Genomic DNA, 20,960 nt, shown 5'->3' with positions numbered 1-20,960 from the left:
CGCGACGCGGGGGGGCGTAGCCCTGCCGGGCGAAAGTCCGTGGTCTATAGGAAATCGTACTGTCGGTCGATGATGATAGGCACGGTTTTCTGCGGATCAGGCGACGATCTGCCGGCGCCCGCCATATCCCATCAGTTGGCGCGTGTAGTCCTCGGCCGGCTCCCTGGACACCTGTTCGGTCGGTCCGGCTTCGACGACGCGACCGCCGCGCATGACGATAAGGGTGTCGGAGACGTGCTGAACAACCTTGAGGTTATGGGTGACGAACAGCATTGACAGTCCGAACTCTTGCTTGAGATCGGCGAGAAGGTTGAGGATTTGCGCCTGGACGGAGATGTCGAGCGCTGAGGTCGGCTCGTCCAGGATAAGGAGTTTCGGGCGCAGCATCAGCGCCCTGGCGATGGCGACGCGCTGGGCTTGCCCGCCGGATAGTTGTCGCGCCCGCCGGGTTAGAAAATCGCCGGGGAGCCCGCACCGCTCCAGCGTGTCGGCGGAGCGCTCCTTCACCTTGCTGAGCGGAACACCTGTCTGGGCCGTTATCGGCTCGGCCAGGATTTCGGCGATCGTTAGCCGGGGACTGAGCGACAGGAAGGGGTTCTGGGAGACGACGCCGATTGCGCGGCGGTGCTCTCGCAGTTCCTTTTCCGGCAAGGCGAGCCAGTCGTTGCCATCCAGCCGGATCGTTCCGCTCTCCACTGGGATTAGACGCAGGATGGCCCGCAGCAGGCTGCTCTTGCCCGAACCGGATTCGCCCACGAGGCCGAGCGTCGTGCCAGTTGCAAGATCGAGGCTGATCGAGCCGACGGCCGGTGGCGGTGGATTTGAGAACAGGCTTGTGCGACGATAGCGCACCACCAGATCGCGTATCCGCAGCAAAGGCTCATCCATGATGGGGCTCCAGATGGCATGTCCAGCTATGGTCGATACAGCCATGCCGCGGCGGTTTCGCCTCGTGACAGATCGCCAGCGCCTTGGAACAGCGGGGCGCAAACGCGCAACCTCCTATGGCGGTGAAGGGCGGCGGAAAATGGCCTTCGATCGAAGCCAGCTTCCCGCCCTTTGCGACGGCGTCCGGCAGCGCGGCCAGCAGGGCCTGTGAATAGGGGTGGCGGGGCTTGGCCAGCAGGTCGTCCGTTGGCCCTGTCTCCACGGTATATCCAGCGTAGAGCACGGTGGCGCTGTCGCAACATTCCGCGATCACGTCCATGTCGTGTGTGATCATCAGCACCGTCAGCGCGCGTTCGCGAACAAGCCGTTGCAACAGCGCCAGCACCTGCGCGCCGACGGTCACGTCGAGCGCGGTGGTCGGCTCGTCGGCGATGATGAAGTCTGCGCCGGTGGCCAGGGCCTGCGCGATGACGACACGCTGCTGCATGCCGCCCGAAAGCTGGTGCGGATAGCTGTTCAGCACCCGTCTCGGATCGGGCAGACCGGTGGCGGCCAACAGTTCCTCGGCCTGAGCGCGACGCTGAAAGCGCGGCAAGCCGGTGTGGCTCCGCAGCACGTCATCCATTTGCCGGCCGATCCTCAGCACTGGATTTAGCGCGGCGGCGGGGTCCTGCGAGATCATGGCGATACGCCGACCACGCAGGCTTTTCGCCACATCGAGAAGGTTCAGCCCATCGAAGCTGAAGGCCTCGGCGGCGACATGGGCGCTTTGAGGCAATAAACCGAGGAGGGCCATGCCGGAAATTGTCTTGCCGCAGCCGGACTCGCCAATCAGTCCGTGGATAGTACCCCGTTCGATTGACAGATCGAGATGCCGGACCGCATGGATAGGCTGGCGGAGGCTACCGAAGCTGATCGACAGGCCCTGGACTTCAACGAGCGACATCGGCCTGCCCTCCGTCGCCGCCACGCAATGCGTCACCCAGCACCGAAAATGCCAGTGCGAGCAGGAAGATCGTCACGCCTGGGGCTGTTGCATACCACCAGCGAAGTGGGAAGAACGCGCGGCCGGCATTGACCATTTGTCCCCAGTCGGCAGTCGGCGGCAGGATGCCGAGACCGAGAAATGACAGAGCCGATGCCGTCAACAACGCCGGGCCGAAGTCGAGCGCGGCCTGAACCGCGAGCGGGCCGCTTGCGCTCGGCAAAATGTGCCGAAGGATGATCCTGGCGTGGGAAACACCCATCACCCTTGCTGCCTCGACGTAGGGTTGCCCGCGCAACACCAAAACTTCGGCGCGCGCCAGTCGCGCGTACCACGGCCACCAAGTGATGGCGACGGCGATGGTCGAGTTGACCATGCCTGCCCCCATCGCTGCCGCCATCAAAACGGCAAGTAGCAACGCGGGAAAGGCCAGGAAGACGTCCGTGACGCGCATCAGCGCATCATCGACCCAGCCGCCGAAATAGCCGGCCAGTAGGCCAACCGGCAGTCCGATCGCAAGGGAAAGCGCCACGATCAGGAAGCCGGTCGTCATTGACACCCGCGCGCCATAGATGACCCGGCTTACCATATCGCGGCCGAGATGGTCGGCGCCAAGCCAATGCTCGAACGATGGCGGCGCAAACTTGCTGGCGATGTTCGGCGCGCCCAGCCCCTGTTCCGGAAAGGGTGCGACCGCCGGTGCGAACACTGCCAGGAGGAGAACCAAACCAATGATGGCGAGACTGGCGGAGCCAGCCCAACCGAGCCGATTGAGTAATTTGCGCATCAGAGAGCCACCCTCGGATCAAAGACCGCCTGTGCCAGGTCGATCAGCAGATTCATTGCGACATAACAAATCGTCACCACCAGAGCGGCCGCCGCTATGACCGGAAAATCCTTGGACAGGATGGCTTCTGAGACGTAGCGGCCAAGGCCCGGCCAGGCGAAAATGATCTCGACAAGAACGGCTCCCGTCAGCGCATAAGCAAAGCTTAGCCCGACAACCGTGAGTGCCGGCCCCATCGCGTTTGGCAGCGCGTGTCCGAAAAGAATGCGCGGCTCGGACAATCCGAGCGCCCGAGCGGCGATGATGTGCCGCCGCTGCAGGATTTCGATCATCGCCGATCGGGTCAGCCGCATGGCGATGCCCGCCGGATAGCTGGCGAGCGTCAGAGCCGGCAGTACCAGATGCAGCAGCGCATCGACGAATGCCGCGGGGCTTCCTGCCAGCAGGGAGTCCACCAGATTGAAACCGGTAACTGAAGGGAAGGGCGCAAGGACTGCGAACTCCTTGGACAATCGTCCCGAAAGCGGCAGAACGCCCAGCCACTGAGCAAAAAACGCTTGCAGCAGCATCGCAAGAAAGAAGGTGGGCATTGCCACGGTGGCAATCGAGCCGAGCCCACCCAAGCGATCGCAAAAGCCGCCACGCCCCGCGGCGGCCAGGACGCCGGCCGGCACGCCGATGAGGAGCGCAAGCACGGTGGAAAACACCGCGAGTTCAAGTGTCGCCGGTAGGAACACCGAGAGATCGTCCGCGATCAGCCGGCGGGACTTGTAGGAGACGCCAAATTCTCCCGTAGCCATGTGGGCCGAGAAGGCGATGAACCGCTCGTAGAGCGGTGCATCCAGGGCTAGTGTCTTGCGCGCCACCTCGATCTGCGCGGCCGTCGGCCGAGGACCGGCGTAAAGCGCGGCTGGGTCGGACGGCACGACCTGCGCGACGACGAAGACCAGAAACGTGACCCCGAGTACGACGAAGACAGAAAGAACGGCCCGTCGTAACAAGTAGCGTATCAAGTGCATGCCGCCCTCCTTCTCCGCTTCAGCGGCTCATTTCGTGGACGAACGTCACATGGCCATAGGCTGGATTGTCGACATAGTTTTTGACGTCGGAGCGAATGATGTGGACATTGGGCTTGTCGACGATGAAGACCGCCGCCGCCTCATCGATCAGGATGCGCTGCGCCTTCTTGAAGGAGGCCTCGGCGCCGGGCCGATCGGTCGCCGACAGCGTGTTCGCATCATCGATCAGCGTGTCGAACGCGGGGTTCGCATAGTAGCCGAGATTGTAGTTCGGTGCCTTTTCCGAGTGGAAAAGATTGAACAGGTAGTCGTAAGGGGTCACAAATGTCGGCCACCAGTACATCAGGAAGATATCCTGCGCCGCCGTCGGATCGGCCTTCGCCAATTGCCACTGGGCCTCCCAGGCCATGGGCTGCAAAGTGAGAGTAATGCCCAATTGTTCGAGGTTCGCCTTCCACAATTCGCCGGCCACCGCCTCCAGCGCATCGCCGGTCGCATAGGTGAGAGAGAGTTCCAGCCCTTCGGCGACACCGGCTTCGGCGAGCAACGCCCGCGCCTTCTCGATATCGGTCGCGGGGACTGGTGCGTCGGGGTCGTGGCCCCAGATACCGGGAGGAATGGCGCCCTTGGCACGCGTGCCGAACCCCGCGGTTCCGGCGGCGATGACGTCGTCATAGGGGAATGCGATGGCCAATGCCTGTCGGACCTTCGGATTGTCGAGCGGCGCCCGCCGCGTGTTGAACATGCCGACAAGGGTTTCGAAAGACGGATTGACGACGACTTTCAAATCGTCCCGCGCCTTCAGGCCTTCGAGATTGTCGTAGGAAAGGCCGTATGTCCAATCCACTTCGCCATTTTCGATCTTGCTCTGGGCAAGCACGGTGTCTTCGGTAATCTCGAAAACGACCTTGTCGAAGGCACCTTCCGCCCATCCGCCCCAATAGCCATCGTGGCGCGTCAGGATCGCACGTTGGCCGGGCTCATAGCGTTCGATCTTGTAGGGACCGGTACCGGCGCTGTTGCCGGCGTTGAACCAGGCGTTGTCCTTGTCCATCGCGGCCGGGCTATAAATCCAAGCGGCAAAGCCGGCGGCTGCCGCGACGTCCATCGGCTGCGCCCCGGAAAGGCGCAGCTTCACGGTCGTCGCATCCGGTGTCTCGATCGTTTCGACAGGAGCCCAAATGAAGGAAGCGCCGCCACCGATTTTCTTGGTCCGCTCGATCGATGCCTTAACCGCTTCCGCGGTCAGTTCCGCGCCGTCGTGGAACCTCACGCCCTTGCGCAATTTGAAGGTCCAGGCGAGGCCGTCGGCCGAAGACTCCCAGCTTTCTGCCAGAAGCGGCTCGATCCTGGCATCGGCGCCGTCGAAACCGGGAACGTAGCGCGTCAGGGTCTCGTAGGCATTAGCCAGCACCGCGCCGTCGTTCGAGAATGATGTGGCCGGGTCGAGATCCGGAAAGCCGGCGGGATAGGCCAGGGTAAAGATGCGCTGGCCATCCTCGGCCAGGGCCTCGCTCCACCGCAACGGTGCTGCGAATGCCAAGGCGGTCAAGCTGGCGGTTTTAAGAAAATCTCGACGCTTCATCACTGTTCTCCCCTCGGAGCCGGCGTTCTCGCAGCTCCCTTTTCGTGGTATCAAGCTTTATTTTTGGAGGCCGTACGCTTCGACCGGACGGGCGACTGTTGGCTGCCCGCGCGGCACAAAATCGAAGTCGTAGCCGAAGGCGCGTGGTCCGACGGAAGCGAGCGCCAGCTCGGTTCGCAATAGCGACGGCGACGGAATGGCGATGACGCTGACACGCAGGCCATAACGCTGCTCCTCGGTGGAAACCGGCCGGCCGGTTTCGCTGTCCATGATACAGATCAGGTCCGGCACCATCGAGAGGATCTTTCCCTCTTCGCGAGCGACCAGGTATTCATTTTGGATATCGACCTCCAGCAAACGGCCGGAAAATGTGCCGAGACCGGCAACCGTCAGTCGCCCACGCACAAAGCCACCCTCGATCTTGCGGCCGATATCGACCACCTTGCCTTGGAGAAGCAGGGCTCCGCCTTCCTGCTCAAGCACCGCTGCGACCGGGTTCGTCTTTTTGGCCCGCGCGTTCAGGACCGTGTCGCCAAGCCGCCAGGATTGGCTGACCGTGTGCGGCACACCGAAGCGGCGCACGAAATCGCCGCTCATCGGCGCCGTGCCCATGTGCGCTGTGCAGCCCATTGCCACCGTGCCCGCGCGCATCAGCTTTTCCAGCATTTCCGGGCTGGTTGCTTGCGAGACGATAACCACGTTGCCGGACGCATCGGCGAGCGCCGTCGGCGCGGTGGACTGACCGTTGATGAAGAAAGTCGTCATCTGCACTTCGGGAAAGGCTCGCCCCATCCCGTCAGCATCCACCACGGGCAGACCGAGTTTCGCCGCGGTGATCATCGGCGCAATACCGTTTCCACCACCAATTTCATCCGCCATGACGGCATCGATCCGGCGACCGATCAGCCTTTCCATGGCATGAAGAACCCGCACGCCCTCATCGCCCTCTTCGATTTTCTCGATGCCGACCGTCGGTGCGCCAATGCCGCCAAGTGCAAGAACCATCGCGTCCGGAGCCAGATCGGCGGGACGAACCATCTTGATTTCCCGCCCCTGGAGCAATTGCGCCTTGGCCATCAGCGATGCCAGATAGGGGTTGCCGCCGCCGCCCGTTCCCAAAATACCGACCCCGAGCGCGATCCGATCGATATCGGTTTCTTTCAAGTTCCAAAACGTCACGAGTTCAGATCCCCTACCACTTTGGCCGCGATCCGCATGGCATTGCCCGGCAGATAGGAAAGCGGCGTTTCATCGATTTCAGCCAGCACGACGGTGTCTTCCGCCGCGCCCGCTTCGACCGCCCGGCGGCGCGCCTCAGCGATCACCCCTTCCACCGCCGACTGGCGCGACTGGCCTTCGAGCGAAACGATGTTGTCCACCTCGCCGGAAACCTGTGCGATCGCGGCGCCAATGGCATTGGCCGAGCCAAAATGCTCTGGACGCAAGGAAACGCTTGTTCCCTCCAAGAACCCGTCGATCAGCACGGATCCGCCACCGACGAGGATCGCCGGAATGGGGTCGGGTCCAGGTTTCATCTGGTCGACAACCGCTTCGACATCCCGCTTCATCTTGTTAAGGGCGGCCTTGACTACTGCGCGATCCAGATGTTTCAGCCGGGTCTTGTCGCCGAGATCGACCAGACCCGCGGCAACGGCAATATCCGTCGCAGTCAGTTCGTCGCCGCCGAAGCAGAGCGCCTTCTCCGGCAGGCGGAAGCCGACGGAGTCCGGGCCGATGCGCAAATCATCCCCATCGCGAACGCGGCTGCCACCGCCGAGCCCGAAGGAAAAAACGTCCGGCACGCGGAAATTGGTGCGTACGCCGGCAACGGTCGCGCCCTCGCCGCGACTGCGGGGAAAGCCACTAACAAGCATGCCAATATCCGTCGTCGTGCCGCCGATATCGATGACCACGGCATCTTTCAAACCCGTGAGGAAGGCCGCGCCGCGCATGGAGTTGGTCGGCCCGGAGGCCATCGTGAAGACTGGAAAGCGTTCGGCGTATTCCGCCGACATCAGCGTGCCGTCGTTCTGGGTGAGATAGAGCGGGCAAGACAATCCCAGCTCGCCGAAGGCATGGCGGAAGGCGGCGACGGTTTCGTGTCCGATGCGGTGAAGGCTCGCATTGAGGATAGTCGCACTCTCGCGCTGCAAAAGTCCGGTTTTGCCGATGCGATGCGACAGGCTGACCGAAACGTCCGGCACCTCCTCGGCGACGATTTCCGCCGCGGCGATTTCCATGCGCGGATCGACCAGCGCAAACACCGAGCAGATGGCGATGGCGCCGATGCCCCGCTCGCGCCAGTCACGACAGGCCAGCCGGATCGCGTCCGTGTCGAGGGGGGCGATGGACGAACCGTCATAGTTTACGCCACCCCCGACAAGCGCCGCTCCACCATCGACGACAAGCCGCAGATCCTCGGGCCAATCGATCATCGGCGGCAAGGCGCGAGTGGCGGGCCCGCACAGCCGGAGAATACCGGTACGCTGCAGGTGGCGGCGTTCGACTAGCGCATTGAGAAAATGCGTCGTGCCGATCATCACCGCTCCGACGCGGTCGCTGGCGACACTGGCGGCCAAAAGCACCGCCCGGATCGCGGAAGAAACGCCGTCGGTGACGTTCGCGGTCGTTGCCGTCTTGATCGTCGACAGAACCTCCTCGCCCTGCAGCAAAGCCGCGTCCGTGTTCGTTCCGCCGACATCGACGCCGATCCGCAGTTGCTTCGTCATTTCGTTCTCCTCGCGCGCCGTGCCACTCCGTTTGCCGTTGTGGACTGGCTCAACGCGGTCGTGCGCGTGCCGTAGATCTTGTACATTCGCAGGATCATGTGGGTGACGACCTTGCGCACCCCGGGAATTTTTCCGATCACGTTCTCGGTGAATTCGAAAAGCTCGGCATTGGTGTTGAAAAAGATGGCGGCCGTTAGCGTGTACTGGCCGGTAACCGCCGCCAAATAGCCGACCTCGTCATATTCGCCGAGCTGCGCTGCGACCTCATCGACCTTGCCGGGCTCCACATCGATCCAAAGGTCCGCCTGAACATCCCGACTGCTCGCGGTCGGATCGGGAATGGCGCCGATAACGATGTGCCGGTTCTGCAGCAGCCCCGCGATCCGGTTGCGGATGGTCCGTTCCGAAACATTGCCGATTCGGCCAGCGATTTCCGACGCGGAAAGTCGCCCATCCTCCGTCAACATCGAAACGACTATGCGGTCGAGATCGTCCAGTTCGTCGCGGTTTGCCACCACATCCTCCTGAGATTAGCGATAAAGGCAAGCTAGTTTCCGAATCGGCATTTTGTCAACATAATTATTCCGAATCGGCACACAAATTTCCACAGAGAGCAGGTGCCAGACAGGCGTACGAAAGTCCCCGAGGAAGGAACCCGCGGACCCAGTCGAAGGCTATGGAGATTTCAATCTTCGGCTCATGTGCGCGGTACCAGGATCGCCGTGAGGGAGTGGGATGATGGATGACGGGCAGGTCGCTTCTTTGCGCGCCTGCGCGGATTTCCGGCCCCGGCCCCGGCCCCGGCTGCCGCGACCGTGTCGGCGGCAATGATCGCCACGGTCGCATGCGGGTCGGTTGCCGGAGGCGTGACGCCTGCGACTGAAGTCTTGACCATGCCAATGCCGGGTCATGAGGCAGTCTCCCGGTTCGGTGAGGTTTTGTTCGGCGGTCCACGCGGCTGTCTTCACCGTTCGAACATCTCGATGATAATCATGCGTCCGTCGCAGCATGGGCATGGCGGGCGGAAGTTGTCCGGTTCGTCTGGGGTATCGTCATCAGGTGGCGCGGCGACGTTCAGCAGTTCGCGCGCGAGCGCGAGGCTGGCCTTGCGGGCGGAGCCGGCGAGCAGGCCGTAGTGCCGAATGCGGTGGAAGCCACGCGGCAGGACATGGATGAGGAAGCGGCGGATGAACTCGTCGGTTGCGAGCGTCATCACCTGCTGACGGTCAGCGCTGTCGCGGCGATAGTCCTTGTAGCGGAAGGTGATGCTGTCCTTGTCGAAGCGGATGAGGCGGCTGTTGGAGATCGCGACCCGATGGGTGTAGCGCGACAGATAGGCAAGAACCGCCTCAGGACCCGCGAACGGCGCCTTCGCATAGACCACCCAGCGTTTCTTTCGGACCGGCGACAGATGCCGCAAGAATGCCCGCCGCTCGGCGAGGTGAGCAAGTGCGCCAAAAAAGCTGAGCCGCGCGGCGTCGTGCAGAGCGACCAGCCGAGTGAGGAATAGTCGTCGAAACAGTTTGCTGAGTACGCGTACTGGAAGCAGGAAGGCCGGGCGCGATGATATCCATCGACTTCCGTCTGGCGTGATGCCGCCGCCAGGCACGATCATGTGCACATGCGGATGGTGCGTCATCGCCGATCCCCATGTGTGGAGCACGGCGGTGATGCCGATGTGCTTGCGATCGGCCGCGATGGTCAGCATCGTCTCCGACGCCGCCTTGAACAGCAGGTCATAGACAAACGCCTTGTTCTGGAACGCTATGCCGGCGGCCTCGGCCGGCAGCGTGAACACGCCGTGGAAGTAGCCGACTGGAAGCAGATCAGCTTCGCGTTCGGCAAGCCATGTCCGTGCCGCTGCACCCACTTCAGACAGTGCCGATTGCGGCAGGAGTTGTAGGCGATCTGCCGCTGGCCGCAGTCCTCGCAAGCCTCGACGTGACCGCCGAGGGCAGCAGTGCGGCAGTTCTCGACCGCCGACATGACCTTCAGTTGAGTGCGGTCGAGGGTTTGGGTGAAGAAGAACCGTCGCGCCGACACGATGCTGTTCATCGTCGGAACTGGAACGTCGTCCTCCTGCTGCTCGATCTGGAACCGGCGGAGGTCGTCGGCGGTCGCTGTGCGCCGATTTCTCATTACAGAAAATGAAAATTACATGATCGGTGGTTCGAGACTGTTCAAGGCGTCCTGACCTTTAGTATTTCTTCTTGCGAACACTTTTGTTGCCGCGTGGTCCGCTGATGGTCGGTGTCCTATCCCGGTTCTCAAGGACAAGACTTCGCCACCGCTCAACGCGTTCGGCGGCGAAAGTGCCGTTTTTGACAGCAGCCTGAACTGCGCAGCCCGGTTCGTGCAAATGGGTACAATCACGAAATCGGCAAAGCGGCGCCAGTTCCACGATGTCGGCAAAAAATGTGTCGATGCCATCGGTAATATCGCTGACGTAGAGCGTCCTAATTCCTGGCGTATCGATGACCCAGCCGCCACCGGGAATGGCATGCAGGGATCGCGCGGTCGTGGTGTGACGGCCTTGTGCATCATATTCGCGGATATTCCCGGTTTTCTGCTTTGAGCCATATGCAGGGCCGGTCAGCGTGTTCACCAGCGTCGACTTTCCGACCCCGGAGGATCCAACAAGGGCGATCGTTTGGCCAGCACCGCACCAGGAACGCAAAAGAAAGCCTGCATCGGCGGAGTGTCCATTCAGTGCAATGACAGGCAGATCACGCTGCAAAGCCTCGGCCTGCGTCTGGAACAGGCCAACGTCGTCCGTGGCGTCAGCCTTTGTCAGCACGATTACCGGTTTGCTTCCTGCCTGGTTGGCCATGATCAGGTAACGTTCCAGCCGGTCAGGATTGAAATCGGCATTGCACGATGTCACGATCAACAGTGTGTCGACGTTGGCAGCAACGAGTTGCTGGCCACGTCCGACCTCCGGACGTCTCTGAAAAACGGTTTTCCGATCGAGCCGGCGAACAAACATGTCAGATGAAGGATCGGCTAGCACCCAATCGCCCACCGCAAAATCCGCCGTGTTGGCATTGGCTGGAAGCTCCAGCTCGACCGACCCCGTGACACCGATCGCCTCGATGCGTGCCCGGTGGACCGATGCGATGCGCCGTGGCACGAGGTCTTCATCGGCAGGCTCTATCTGATCTGCGAAGAAGTCAGACCAACCAAGCAGTTCCAAGGATGTGGGAAGACGGGCGTTTGTCAAATTGTGCTTCGCATTCGCTGAGGGAGTTTGCTTATGGTTTTCGCAGGCTTCCTATCTGGTTACGCTGCTGTTCTCGCTTTGGCAAAGAGTTCGCGTAAGCAGCAGCCTCGCCGGAATAGGGGAAAGGCTCCCCCAACGGACCGTCGTCGTCGGAAACTTGGAAGGCAGGCCCATCGATTTCGATGATCTTATACCCATTCACGTAGTCAAACTTTGGCGTTTTCCAAACCATAAATGATCTCCAGTTTCGGTCCAATGTTTCCCAACGTAGGTGATTGCCAGCCGCGACCACGGAGTTTCGCCACCCGGCGTCCCCAGCCGGGGTTTTTTGATTGTATTATCTTTTTTTATTGAAGTCTCGCTGCGCTCGGATCAAATTATTCGTCACTGCCGGTGGCGGCAGAGAGGGGCAATTTGTCGTCTTGGGAGAGAACACAAATGAACCTGTACGAAACTTGTATTCCGCCTAAAGATGCCTTCCTTCAGCAGAGCGTCGCATCGCGGGAACCGGTCGCAGCATTTCCACTGGGGCCGCGAACCCTGTCGTTCATCGAGCGTGCGGCCGCGAGCCGTTGCGTAACGATGCCGTACTGTAACAAAAATCAGATTGCCACTGCGCCCCTTTTTCAGGTCAATATTTTCGATCGTCGAGACGCGGGAGACCTGGTCGCCAATGCGGAAAATCAGGCCTCAAGGTCAGCGAATTTTCGTTCGGTTCCTGGGTAACTTTCGGTAAGCAGGTCGACGGCAGCGACGCCGTAAGCTTGATGGCGCACGCATATGACAACGGCATCAATTTTTTCGACAATGCCGAGGGCTACGAGAGCGGGAATTCCGAAATCGTGATGGGACAGGCACTCAAGACCCTCGGATGGAGCCGCGATAGTTTCGTTGTTTCCAGCAAGGTGTTCTGGGGCGGAGAGAAGCCTACGCAGCGAGGGCTTTCACGCGAGCACGTAACCGAGGCGGCGCATGCCGCCTTGAAACGCCTGCGGCTTCGCGCAAGAGCCAATTGGAAGGCAACCTCGCTGCGCTGGATAACAAAAGTAAACTCACACCAGAAATTCTGGCAGGCATCGATGAGATCACTGGAAACAAGCCGTCGCTGCCGCAACGGTTTTGAGTTGGGTCGGTCTGCATTGGTCTGGGCTTTTCTTCCAAGCATGGCGTGGATGCAGGATCCTTCATCGAACTCGCGCTACCCTTGGAGTACAACCCCACCTGCCAGTATCCCATCGGCCATGACAGTGGCGCGGGCAAAGGCGCAACCTGTAATGCCGACCACCGGGGCTTTGCTGTTAACGCCGTGGCCGACCTCTGTTTGAGCGGCTGTGCATGAAAAATGAACCACCCGGTGTCTGTACTACGCCCGCCACGTGAATTCGATCGCGGCCACTCACTGGGGAATTCGGAAGTGATCGTCGACATGGCGGCGGTGACGGGTTTCCTTGTGCCAGCCGATGGCCTTTCGGTAGCTGCCGAAGAGATTGTTTTCACGCACGCCTTCGACCGTCAGCCCCTGCACGAGTTCTGCGTCTGGATCGACATAGAGCGCATCCACCGGGCAATAAGCCTCGCACATGAAGCAGGTTTGGCAGGATGCCTGCCGCAGGATTTGAGGCGGACCGTTCGGTATGGCTTCGAAGACATTGGTCGGGCAGACCTGGACGCAGAGATTGCAGTCCGTGCAGGTATCGGTATCCAGAACCTCGATCATTATTCCGCAGCCTCCCTGTAGGCGCCGGGATCGATTGTTTCTTGCCGGACGGTGATGGTATCGAGGCCACCAACGACCAGTCGGTGATGCTGGCCAGGGTCTTGCTTGGGAAAGTCTTCTCGTCGGTGCATGCCGCGGCTTTCCGTGCGGGAAAGTGCTGCGCGATACATGAAGCGGGCGGTGGCGGTCATCGCCTGTGCCTGGCGCAGTTGCAGAATCTGGCTCTCGTCCGCGACCGTTGCTGCGGCGATCTCCTCCCAAAGCCGGTCAAGGCGCTCCAGCGATGCCGTGAGGCCCGCATGGGTGCGGAAATAGTTGATGTGGAGCGGGAAGACTTCGTCCTGTACCGCCTTGATGATGGCTTGGGGGTCGATGACCGTTTCTCTGACGCGCGATGGGGGTTGAGGGGTATGGATATCCAGCGCACCGGTCTTCTGCTGGGCAAAGGCGGCAGCGGAGGCGCCGGCATAGGTGCCGGTCGAAATCGCCCAGGCGGCGTTGTGGCTGCCACCGCCGGTGAAGCCGCCGCAGATCGGCTCGCGCGTAGCGTTGTCGCCGGCAGCATAGAGCCCGGCAACGGTGGTGGCGCAGTCGAGGCCGGTCAGCCGCAGACCGCCGGTGCCGCGTACCGTGCCTTCAAGACGAAGCTTAACCTCGAAGAACTCGGTGAACGGATCGATGCCGCGGCGGTCGAAGGGCACAAAGAAATTCGGCTGGGCGCGCCGCAGGATCGCCTTCACCTCATCCGTTTCGGCAAGATCGAGCCGGGCATAGACGGGCTCGGAGAGCAGCGTGCGGGCGACAATCGAGCGGCCACGGGCGGAGCCGGCGCCTTCGATCACGCTCTGATCCTTGCGGTAGAACTGCGCAAAACGATAGAGCGCTGTCTTGGTAATCGAGGCGAAGGCCGGTGAGATGGCATAGGCCGAGGAGAATTCCATACCGGAAAGCTCGGCGCCCGCTTCCGCGCCCATCAGGTAACCGTCGCCGGTCAGCACGTCGCAGCCGAGCGCCTTGCTCATAAAGGCGCAGCCGCCTGCCGCCAATATTACTGCGCCGGCGCGCACTGTCCATTGCCCGCCTTCCTGTCGGCGCAGGCCGCTTGCACCGACGACGGCGCCGCCGTTAGTCAGCAGTCGCGTGGCGGGATGGTGATCGAGAATGGTGACGCCGGCATTCTTCACCCGCCGCCGCAACAGCCGCATGTATTCCGGCCCCTGCACGGAGATGCGCTGCTGCTCGCCCCTGTCATCGACAGGGAAGGGGTAGCCCCAGTCCGCCAGCCGGTTGACGCTCTCATAGGTCCTGTCGAGAACGGGCGCCATCCAGGAGCGTTCGGAAAGATAGCCGCCCATCGCCTCGCGGCTTGCCATCGCTTCTTCGCGCTCAGTCGGGTCCGGCGGCACATACCAGATCTGGGTGCCGGCCGAAGCCGTCGCGCCGGAGCTGCCGCAGTAGCCTTTCTCGACCAGCACGACCCTGGCCTTGGCGCCCGAGGCTTCCAGTGCCGCCCAGCATCCTGCGGGGCCGCCGCCGATGACCAGTACGTCGCAAGCGATCTCAGTTGCTGACGAAGGGCGGGTTTCCTGTGCGGACGTGTTCATGGCAGGCATCCTTTCAACGAAATTTCGTTGCGGTTTAAATCTATGTATTGCATAGGTTTTCGAACTGTTTTTCCGGAGTCTTCCCGATGTCGCTTGCCAGTCTCGCCATGTATGTCAGCCCGGCCCCGGTTGCGGAGGCTACGCGGCTGTTCTGGGAGGCGCTGGGGAAGCGCATTCGTGGCTTTGGGCTCGATGCGCCACAGGCTTTGGACGAGGATGTCCGCTACGACGAAGCCTGGCTGCGCCCCGACCTGCTGTTCGGCCAGACCTGCGGATATCCTTACGTCCAGCATCTGCGCGGCAAGGTGCAGCTGGTGGCGTCGCCGGTTTATGGGCTTGATGGTTGTGACGGACCGCTGAAATGCAGCTTTATCATCGTCAATGCCAACTCGGCCGCGCAGTCGATCGAGGAACTGCGCGGCGCACGGGCCGCCATCAATGAACCCGGCAGCAATTCCGGCTACAACCTGTTTCGGGCCTTCGTGGCGCCGCATGCCGTCGATGGCCGGTTCTTCTCCTCGGTCAAAGAGACCGGTGGCCACCGGGCGAGCATCGATGCCGTTTCGAGCGGGAAGGCGGATGTCGCGGCGATCGATTGCGTCACCTTCGGCAATACTCTGCGTTTCGATCCCGATCGTGTCGCGGGCGTACGAATCCTCGCGGAGACGCCCCGGGGACCGGGCCTGCCGTTCATCACCGGCGCCGCGACGTCGCCCAAGGACCTCATCATCCTGCGCCGCGCCCTCTCGGAAACCATTGCCGATCCTGAGCTTGCCGCAGTGTGCGACACGCTCTCGCTGCGCGGCATCAGCCTGCTCGGCGATGCCGATTATGAAGTGCTGGCGGAGCTGGATCGGGAGGCCGCTGACCAAGGTTACCCCACCATCGCCTGAGGTCTGACAACCGCTTCCGCGGCAAGCTGGAAGTGGCAGGCGACGTTGCGACCATCCGCGCCGGCTTGAAGCGCGGGGATATCACTTGCGCATCTCGGCTGGGCCAGCGGACAGCGTTTGTGGAAGCGGCAGCCGGACGGCGGGTTGCTCGGGCTCGGCAGCTCGCCGGACAGAACGATGCGCTCGCGGCGGCGACTGGGATCGAACGTCAAGTTGGCCGAGAGCAGCGCCCGCGTATAGGGATGCGCGGGATCGCGGAACAAGGCGGCCGTCGGCCCGCTTTCGACGATCTGGCCGAGATACATCACCGCCACGCGATCGGTCACGCGGCCAACGACATTGAGGTTGTGGGAGATCAACAGGTAGCTGAGCCCCAGTCGATCGCGAAGAGCCCGAAGCAGGTTGAGCAGTTCGCCCTGGATGGAGATGTCGAGGCCGGCTGTCGGTTCGTCGGCGACGATGATCGAGGGTTCGGCGGCAAGCGCCCGCACCAGCGCCACGCGCCGCGCCTGCCCGCCGCTCAGCTGGTGGGGATAGCGCGACAGAAGCTGTTCGCCGAGACCGATGCTTTCCGCGAGCGCCACGATCCGTGCCGCGCTCTCAGGTGTGTGGAGTTTCCGGATTTTCAGCGGCTCGGCGAGGAGCGAGCGCACCGTCATGCGTGGTGACAGCGAGGCGGCCGGGTCCTGAAACAGCAGCTGGATCCGGCGCTGCAGATCGCCGCGGCGCTTGGGCGGCACGTCCTGCAGCGTCTCGCCCTCGATCGTCAGCGTACCTGACGCAAGTGGCTGCAGCCCGACGATGGCGCGGGCGACGGAGGATTTTCCGCAACCGCTTTCACCGACGAGGCCTAGCGTCTCGCCGCGTCGCAGTTCCAGCGAAACACCATCGACGGCTATCAGCCGGTCGTAGCGAACCACGGCATCTTTCAGGGTAAGTGCGGGGAGGGTCAGGGCTGTCGCGGTCATCAGGCAGCCTCCAGCCAGCAGGAATAGCTCTGTCCGCCGCCGACCTGCCTGCGCGGCGGCCTTTCGCGACAGCGATAGTGGCGGGATGGACAACGGCCGGCAAAGATGCAGCCTTCGGGACGACGGGCGGGATCGGGCACGTTGCCGGGGATCGTCGCAAGGTCCTGCGAGGGATCGAAGGCGGCGTAGGGATCGATCTCGCAGTCAAGCAGCGCGCGGGTATAGGGGTGGCGCGGACGATGCAGCACGTCGCCGACCGGCCCGCTCTCCACCACCGTTCCCGCATACATGACGATGACGCTGTCGCAGAGTTCGGCGATCAGCCCCATGCTGTGGCTGACGACCAGCATGGATGCGGCGGTCTTTTGCCGCAGGCGATGCAGCACCTCGACCACCTGCGCCTCGATTGTGGCGTCAAGCGCCGTCGTTGGCTCATCGGCGATCAAGAGCTTCGGTTCGACCAGAAGCGCCATGGCGATCACCACGCGCTGGCGCATGCCGCCGGAAAACTCGTGCGGATAGCAGTGCATACGATCAGCCGCATCCTGCACGCCGACATCGGCCAGCACGGCTTCGGCCCGCGCCCAGAGCTTGCGCCGGTTTTCCTTCGGAAACCGCCGCCGCTGGATATCGACGAGCTGGGCGCCGATGGTGAACATCGGGTTCAGCGCCGTCATGGGGTCCTGAAAGATCATGGCGATCTCGGTGCCGCGCAGGGCCGTCGGTTCGTCGCTGGCTAAATTCGTATCGTGGCCGTCGAAGGCGGCGCGATCAGCCGAAATCTCGGCATTGCCGGCGAGCAGGCCGAGCATGGCGAAGGCGACCGTCGACTTGCCGCTGCCGCTTTCGCCGACGAGGCCGACGGATTGGCCGCGCCGGATGGTGATATCGACGCCATTGAGGATATGGGCTGTGTTCCCGTCGCCACGGTAGGAGACGTTGAGGTTTTCGATGGTGAGGAGGGTGTCCGTCACAGGGTTTTCCTCAGCTTCGGATCCAGCGTGTCGCGCAAAGCTTCGCCGAGCAGCGCAAAGCCGAGCGTGGCGAGGATTAGCGCCAAGCCGGAAAAGGTGGCGAGCCAGGGCGACTGGTCGAGATAGGTGTAGCCGTCATTCAAGAGGTTGCCCCAGCTGGCGAGCGGCGGACGTACGCCAAGCCCGAGGAAGCTCAAACCGGCCTCGATGGTGATGACGACCGGGATGTCCATGCAGGCGAGCACGAAGATCGGGCCGATGATGTTGGGCGTGACATGGTGCAAGATCACCCGCCAAGGTTCCGCGCCGAGCACCCTTTCGGCCTCGATGAACGGGCTGTTGCGGATGGCGATCGTCTGGGCGCGGGCGACGCGGCCGAAATGCGGAATGAACACGATGCTGACCAGCAGCACGACATTGCCGAGGCCGGGTCCGAAGACGGCAACCAGCGCCAGCGCAAGGATGATGCTCGGAAATGAGGTGACGACGTCGAAGATGCCGACGATGACGAAATCGACAGCACGCAGTGAAAGCGCCGATGCTATGCCGAGCGTGACGCCGGTCGTCAGCGAAATGGCGATGACCGAGAGCGATATGCCCAATGCAACGCGTGCGCCAAAAATCAGGCGGCTGAGGATATCGCGGCCGAGATGGTCGGTGCCGAGTAAGTGTTGCAGCGAGGGGTCCATGAGCCGGTTGGCCGGTGCAATGGCGTTGGGCCCATAGGGCGCAATCAGCGGGGCAGCGATCGCGATCAGACAGAGCAGCGTCACGGCAAAAAGCGCAAAAGTGCCGCCGGGGCGGCGGGAGAGATCGGCGAGCACGTTCATATCACTGCCCCCGGCCGGAGATGAGGCGAGAGCGCTCGCGTGGATCGATCAGGCTTTGCGACAGATCGGCAACGAGATTGGTGAGCACATAAAGCAGCACAATGACGAAGACGCCGCCCTGCACCACCGGATAGTTACGCGTGCGGATCGCATCGTAGATCAGCGAGCCGAGGCCGGGACGGTTAAAGATCACCTCGGCAAAAACCGCGCCGCCGAGCAGTTCGCCGAAACCCATGCCCAGCACGGCGACCGTCGGCAGCACCGCTGGTTTCAGCGCGTATTTCACGAGGATCTTCGTTTCGCTGACACCATAGGCACGCAGCGTACGGATATGGTTTTCCCCGAGCACTTCCAAAAGCGACGAACGCAGCAGGCGGGCGATATAGCCCACCCATCCGGCGGCGAGCGCTGCAGTCGGCAATACCAGATGCCAGAGTTGGTCCCCGAGATCGCCGCTTTCGCCGGCCCCCAGCACCGGAAACCAGCGCAGCGTCACGGAAAATACCATCAGCAGGAAAACCGAAACGACGAAACTCGGCGTCGAGATGAAGCCGACGCTCAGGAACGCGATCAGCCGATCGATCTTGCCGCCCGGCCAGCGCGCGGAGAGGAGAGCGAGCGGCACGCCGAGCGCGATGGCACAGAGCATGGCGGAAATCGCGAGCGCTACCGTGTTCGGCAGGGCAGAGGCGACGAGGGCAAGGACCGGGCGGCCGTTGAAGACATCTTCCCCGAGATCGCCGGAAACCAGCCGGCCGAAGAAGACGAAGACCTGCTCGACCAGCGGTTTGTCGAGGCCGATGCGGGCGTTGAGGGCTGCGACGGCCTCGGGCGTCGCGCGTGAACCCAGGATCACGGTCGCGGGGTCGCCGGGGATCAGCCGTGTCAGCGCCATCAGAAGCACGACAGAGCCGGCAACGGCGAGAAGCGCCGTCGCCAGCTTGAAGGCGAGATGGATCTGGAGGGACGCGCTCCTCATCGCAGCGCATCCCCGTGTTTCATTTCAAAGTCAGTCACCGGATCAGGCCGTCGCTTCCGTAAAGGCCGTGTAAAGCCAGTTGTTGCCATTCGGCAGGACGCCCGGCTTCAACCACTTTCGCGAGGCGAAGGCATTGAGATTGTGGGTGATCCAGATGAAGGCGGCGGATTCGTCGAGCAGCTTCTGCGCCTCGATGTAGATCTTCTCGCGCTCGGCCGGATCGACGGTGACGCCACCCTTTTCATGCAGCGCGTCGAAATCGGCGCTCTTCCAGCGCTGCCAGTTCCACTGGCCAACCTGCGCCGAGGTGAACCACTGTGTCTGGAAGCCGGGGTCGAACTTGCCGTTGTACTTGATCAGCGACAACTCGAGGTCCTTGCTGGCATCATTTTCGCCGAGCGCCCAATAGGCTGCGGATTCCAGCGCCTCGATCTCCACCTCGATGCCGACTTCGGCCAGATTGGCCTGGATGATCTGGGCGATCGCCTCGTAGCGGGCATTGGCTTCGATCGTCAGCTTCGTCTTGAAGCCATCGGCATGACCGGCTTCTGCGAGGAGAGCCTGGGCTTTTTCCAGATCGCGGGCGTGAACCGGCGCGTCTTTCCAGTAGCCGAGCAGGCTCGGCGCCAGCAACGAATTGGCCCGCGGATAGATGCCGGAATAGGCACCCTGCAGGATCGCGTCGATATCGACGGCATAGCGAAGCGCCTGACGCACGCGGATATCGTCGAATGGCGCCTTCTCGATGTTGGGGCCGAACCAGACATAGTCGATCGCCGGAATTTGCGTCACGCTCGCATCCGGCAATTCCGCCAACGCCTTGCCGCTTTCCGGGTCGATGGCGGTGAAGTCGATCTCGCCGGACTGGAAGGCGATCTCGGCGGTCTTCTGCTCGCCAATCGGCTTGCCGACGATCTGAAGGAAGTGCGGCTTGATCGCGCCCTTGTAGTCCGGGTTGATTTCAAGGACGAACTGCTCGCGCGGGGTCCATTCCTTGAGCACGTAAGGACCGCTGCCGATCAACTTCGTGGCGATTGCCTTTTCTCCGAGGGCTTCGAAAGCCTTCTTCGAGAGAATACGGCCAGAGCCATCGGCCAACGCGATCGTGTAAAGCGCCGGTGCTGGGTTCTTCAGGATGATACGGCCTTCGAGCGGGCCGGTCACTTCGACGCGATCAAGTGCGGACCAATCCTTGGCGTAGGTAACGGGCTTGCCTTCGCTATCCGGCTTGATGAAGCGCTCGAAGGAGAATTTCACGTCTTCGGCCGTCAGGTCGCCATAGCCGCCGGTAAAGGCGAGGCCGCTGCGCAGCTTGAAGCGGATTTCGGTGTCGCTGACCTGTTCAAGCTCTTCTGCAGCGTCGAGCTCCCATTCCGTCGAGCCCGGCTTGAACGAGATCAGGCCCTGCTGCACCGACCAGATCACGTTAAGATCGACCGGGCCGGAACGGTTGGCGGGATCGAGATTGGAAAGGTCCTTCTCGACGCGAACTGCAATCTTGGTGCGGTCCTCGTTTGCGACGGCGGGATGAACGCCTCCAAAGGCGACGATGGTCGCGATGGACGCGCCGCCGACAAGTACCTGTCGGCGCGTGGGGTTGAATGTCATGGAATTTCCCTCCGGTCTGGAGCGCCCTCTCAACCGGAAAAGGCGCTCGTCAATTCGATGGAACGATTAGAGCCAATAATCTATAAATTATATAGAATAAATATTTTCCAATATGACCTCTTTTCGCAACCAGTTTTCCGTTTTTCCGAACTCTGATGCAAAGCCATACGGCGC

Annotated in this window: 20 protein-coding genes and 2 pseudogenes; 3 read left to right on the top strand and 19 right to left on the bottom strand. The window is 62.1% G+C overall.

Annotated elements, in window-relative coordinates:
• Positions 1-96: 96 nt before the first annotated feature.
• The 12 genes and pseudogenes from QO002_RS20725 to QO002_RS20670 all read right to left on the bottom strand — a co-directional run bounded on the left by QO002_RS20725 (position 97) and on the right by QO002_RS20670 (position 11,445).
• Positions 97-888 carry an ABC transporter ATP-binding protein gene (locus tag QO002_RS20725; protein ID WP_307233617.1) on the bottom strand — a complete coding sequence of 264 codons (792 nt, stop codon included), beginning with the start codon at positions 886-888 and terminating at the stop codon, positions 97-99.
• Complete coding sequence (locus tag QO002_RS20720; protein ID WP_307233616.1) at positions 881-1,834, bottom strand: ABC transporter ATP-binding protein; 954 nt, start codon at positions 1,832-1,834, stop codon at positions 881-883. Before QO002_RS20720 ends, QO002_RS20725 begins: the two co-directional genes overlap by 8 nt.
• Positions 1,821-2,660, bottom strand: a complete 840-nt coding sequence (locus tag QO002_RS20715) for an ABC transporter permease (protein ID WP_307233615.1) — start codon at positions 2,658-2,660, stop codon at positions 1,821-1,823. The genes QO002_RS20720 and QO002_RS20715 overlap by 14 nt, the downstream gene beginning before the upstream one ends.
• On the bottom strand, positions 2,660-3,679 hold the full coding sequence (locus tag QO002_RS20710) for an ABC transporter permease (protein ID WP_307233614.1): 1,020 nt from the start codon (positions 3,677-3,679) through the stop codon (positions 2,660-2,662). Before QO002_RS20710 ends, QO002_RS20715 begins: the two co-directional genes overlap by 1 nt.
• A 19-nt stretch (positions 3,680-3,698) precedes the next feature.
• A complete protein-coding gene (locus QO002_RS20705) occupies positions 3,699-5,264 on the bottom strand; it encodes an ABC transporter substrate-binding protein (RefSeq protein WP_307233613.1) in 1,566 nt (521 codons plus the stop codon).
• 57 nt (positions 5,265-5,321) lie between these two features.
• Positions 5,322-6,443, bottom strand: coding sequence for a DUF917 domain-containing protein (locus QO002_RS20700; RefSeq protein WP_307233612.1), 1,122 nt, complete (start codon positions 6,441-6,443; stop codon positions 5,322-5,324).
• Positions 6,440-7,993 (bottom strand): hydantoinase/oxoprolinase family protein, encoded by a 1,554-nt coding sequence (locus QO002_RS20695; protein WP_307233611.1) that lies wholly within the window; start codon positions 7,991-7,993, stop codon positions 6,440-6,442. The genes QO002_RS20700 and QO002_RS20695 overlap by 4 nt, the downstream gene beginning before the upstream one ends.
• A complete protein-coding gene (locus QO002_RS20690) occupies positions 7,990-8,508 on the bottom strand; it encodes an Lrp/AsnC family transcriptional regulator (protein ID WP_307233610.1) in 519 nt (172 codons plus the stop codon). The genes QO002_RS20695 and QO002_RS20690 overlap by 4 nt, the downstream gene beginning before the upstream one ends.
• Before the next feature lie 182 nt (positions 8,509-8,690).
• Positions 8,691-8,888 (bottom strand): hypothetical protein, encoded by a 198-nt coding sequence (locus tag QO002_RS20685; RefSeq protein WP_307233609.1) that lies wholly within the window; start codon positions 8,886-8,888, stop codon positions 8,691-8,693.
• Positions 8,889-8,957: 69 nt separating this feature from the next.
• Positions 8,958-10,003, bottom strand: a pseudogene (locus tag QO002_RS20680) (IS91 family transposase); the annotation flags it as partial.
• A 187-nt stretch (positions 10,004-10,190) separates the two neighbouring features.
• A complete protein-coding gene (gene rsgA, locus QO002_RS20675) occupies positions 10,191-11,213 on the bottom strand; it encodes a ribosome small subunit-dependent GTPase A (RefSeq protein WP_307233608.1) in 1,023 nt (340 codons plus the stop codon).
• Positions 11,214-11,244: 31 nt separating this feature from the next.
• Positions 11,245-11,445: a hypothetical protein gene (locus tag QO002_RS20670; protein WP_307233607.1), complete on the bottom strand. Its 201-nt coding sequence runs from the start codon at positions 11,443-11,445 to the stop codon at positions 11,245-11,247.
• A gap of 206 nt (positions 11,446-11,651) precedes the next feature.
• On the opposite strand from QO002_RS20670, the gene QO002_RS20665 reads away from it, so the two are divergent.
• Positions 11,652-11,939, top strand: a complete 288-nt coding sequence (locus QO002_RS20665) for a hypothetical protein (RefSeq protein WP_307233606.1) — start codon at positions 11,652-11,654, stop codon at positions 11,937-11,939.
• A pseudogene (locus QO002_RS20660) lies at positions 11,882-12,211 on the top strand (aldo/keto reductase); the annotation flags it as partial. The gene QO002_RS20665 and the pseudogene QO002_RS20660, both read left to right, overlap by 58 nt.
• Before the next feature lie 398 nt (positions 12,212-12,609).
• On the opposite strand, the gene QO002_RS20655 reads toward QO002_RS20660, so the two are convergent.
• Together QO002_RS20655 and QO002_RS20650 are read right to left on the bottom strand one after the other, a co-directional pair.
• Positions 12,610-12,930, bottom strand: a complete 321-nt coding sequence (locus tag QO002_RS20655; RefSeq protein ID WP_307233605.1) for a 4Fe-4S binding protein — start codon at positions 12,928-12,930, stop codon at positions 12,610-12,612.
• Entirely contained in the window at positions 12,930-14,534 is a 1,605-nt protein-coding gene (locus QO002_RS20650) for an FAD-dependent oxidoreductase (protein WP_307233604.1), read from the bottom strand. The genes QO002_RS20655 and QO002_RS20650 overlap by 1 nt, the downstream gene beginning before the upstream one ends.
• Positions 14,535-14,620: 86 nt before the next feature.
• On the opposite strand from QO002_RS20650, the gene QO002_RS20645 reads away from it, so the two are divergent.
• Complete coding sequence (locus QO002_RS20645; protein WP_307233603.1) at positions 14,621-15,427, top strand: phosphate/phosphite/phosphonate ABC transporter substrate-binding protein; 807 nt, start codon at positions 14,621-14,623, stop codon at positions 15,425-15,427.
• On the opposite strand, the gene QO002_RS20640 is transcribed toward QO002_RS20645, so the two are convergent.
• Genes QO002_RS20640 through QO002_RS20620 form a run of 5 tightly spaced genes read right to left on the bottom strand, consistent with a single transcriptional unit; the run spans position 15,409 to position 20,786 of the window.
• On the bottom strand, positions 15,409-16,395 hold the full coding sequence (locus QO002_RS20640) for an oligopeptide/dipeptide ABC transporter ATP-binding protein (RefSeq protein WP_307233602.1): 987 nt from the start codon (positions 16,393-16,395) through the stop codon (positions 15,409-15,411). The two genes, QO002_RS20645 and QO002_RS20640, sit on opposite strands and share 19 nt — an antisense overlap.
• Positions 16,395-17,369, bottom strand: a complete 975-nt coding sequence (locus QO002_RS20635; protein ID WP_307233601.1) for an ABC transporter ATP-binding protein — start codon at positions 17,367-17,369, stop codon at positions 16,395-16,397. The genes QO002_RS20640 and QO002_RS20635 overlap by 1 nt, the downstream gene beginning before the upstream one ends.
• Complete coding sequence (locus tag QO002_RS20630; RefSeq protein ID WP_307233600.1) at positions 17,366-18,199, bottom strand: ABC transporter permease; 834 nt, start codon at positions 18,197-18,199, stop codon at positions 17,366-17,368. The genes QO002_RS20635 and QO002_RS20630 overlap by 4 nt, the downstream gene beginning before the upstream one ends.
• Before the next feature lies 1 nt (position 18,200).
• A complete protein-coding gene (locus QO002_RS20625) occupies positions 18,201-19,178 on the bottom strand; it encodes an ABC transporter permease (RefSeq protein ID WP_307233599.1) in 978 nt (325 codons plus the stop codon).
• A gap of 42 nt (positions 19,179-19,220) precedes the next feature.
• A complete protein-coding gene (locus QO002_RS20620; RefSeq protein WP_307233598.1) occupies positions 19,221-20,786 on the bottom strand; it encodes an ABC transporter substrate-binding protein in 1,566 nt (521 codons plus the stop codon).
• Between the last annotated feature and the right edge of the window lie 174 nt (positions 20,787-20,960).

It is taken from the genome of Pararhizobium capsulatum DSM 1112, assembly GCF_030814475.1.
Lineage (GTDB): Bacteria > Pseudomonadota > Alphaproteobacteria > Rhizobiales > Rhizobiaceae > Pararhizobium > Pararhizobium capsulatum.
Note: the sequence above shows the minus strand (reverse complement) of the source record. Positions and strands in the feature narration are given on the sequence as shown.

What these genes read in the sequence shown, in the direction of transcription:
- QO002_RS20665 (WP_307233606.1), top strand. Translation starts at nt 11,652, where the DNA reads ATGAACCTGTACGAAACTTGTATTCCGCCTAAAGATGCCTTCCTTCAG.
- QO002_RS20640 (WP_307233602.1), bottom strand. Translation starts at nt 16,395, where the DNA reads ATGACCGCGACAGCCCTGACCCTCCCCGCACTTACCCTGAAAGATGCC.
- QO002_RS20705 (WP_307233613.1), bottom strand. Translation starts at nt 5,264, where the DNA reads ATGAAGCGTCGAGATTTTCTTAAAACCGCCAGCTTGACCGCCTTGGCA.
- QO002_RS20685 (WP_307233609.1), bottom strand. Translation starts at nt 8,888, where the DNA reads ATGGTCAAGACTTCAGTCGCAGGCGTCACGCCTCCGGCAACCGACCCG.
- QO002_RS20650 (WP_307233604.1), bottom strand. Translation starts at nt 14,534, where the DNA reads ATGAACACGTCCGCACAGGAAACCCGCCCTTCGTCAGCAACTGAGATC.
- QO002_RS20720 (WP_307233616.1), bottom strand. Translation starts at nt 1,834, where the DNA reads ATGTCGCTCGTTGAAGTCCAGGGCCTGTCGATCAGCTTCGGTAGCCTC.
- QO002_RS20715 (WP_307233615.1), bottom strand. Translation starts at nt 2,660, where the DNA reads ATGCGCAAATTACTCAATCGGCTCGGTTGGGCTGGCTCCGCCAGTCTC.
- QO002_RS20625 (WP_307233599.1), bottom strand. Translation starts at nt 19,178, where the DNA reads ATGAGGAGCGCGTCCCTCCAGATCCATCTCGCCTTCAAGCTGGCGACG.
- QO002_RS20725 (WP_307233617.1), bottom strand. Translation starts at nt 888, where the DNA reads ATGGATGAGCCTTTGCTGCGGATACGCGATCTGGTGGTGCGCTATCGT.
- QO002_RS20620 (WP_307233598.1), bottom strand. Translation starts at nt 20,786, where the DNA reads ATGACATTCAACCCCACGCGCCGACAGGTACTTGTCGGCGGCGCGTCC.
- QO002_RS20630 (WP_307233600.1), bottom strand. Translation starts at nt 18,199, where the DNA reads ATGAACGTGCTCGCCGATCTCTCCCGCCGCCCCGGCGGCACTTTTGCG.
- QO002_RS20655 (WP_307233605.1), bottom strand. Translation starts at nt 12,930, where the DNA reads ATGATCGAGGTTCTGGATACCGATACCTGCACGGACTGCAATCTCTGC.
- QO002_RS20670 (WP_307233607.1), bottom strand. Translation starts at nt 11,445, where the DNA reads ATGGTTTGGAAAACGCCAAAGTTTGACTACGTGAATGGGTATAAGATC.
- QO002_RS20710 (WP_307233614.1), bottom strand. Translation starts at nt 3,679, where the DNA reads ATGCACTTGATACGCTACTTGTTACGACGGGCCGTTCTTTCTGTCTTC.
- QO002_RS20695 (WP_307233611.1), bottom strand. Translation starts at nt 7,993, where the DNA reads ATGACGAAGCAACTGCGGATCGGCGTCGATGTCGGCGGAACGAACACG.
- QO002_RS20645 (WP_307233603.1), top strand. Translation starts at nt 14,621, where the DNA reads ATGTCGCTTGCCAGTCTCGCCATGTATGTCAGCCCGGCCCCGGTTGCG.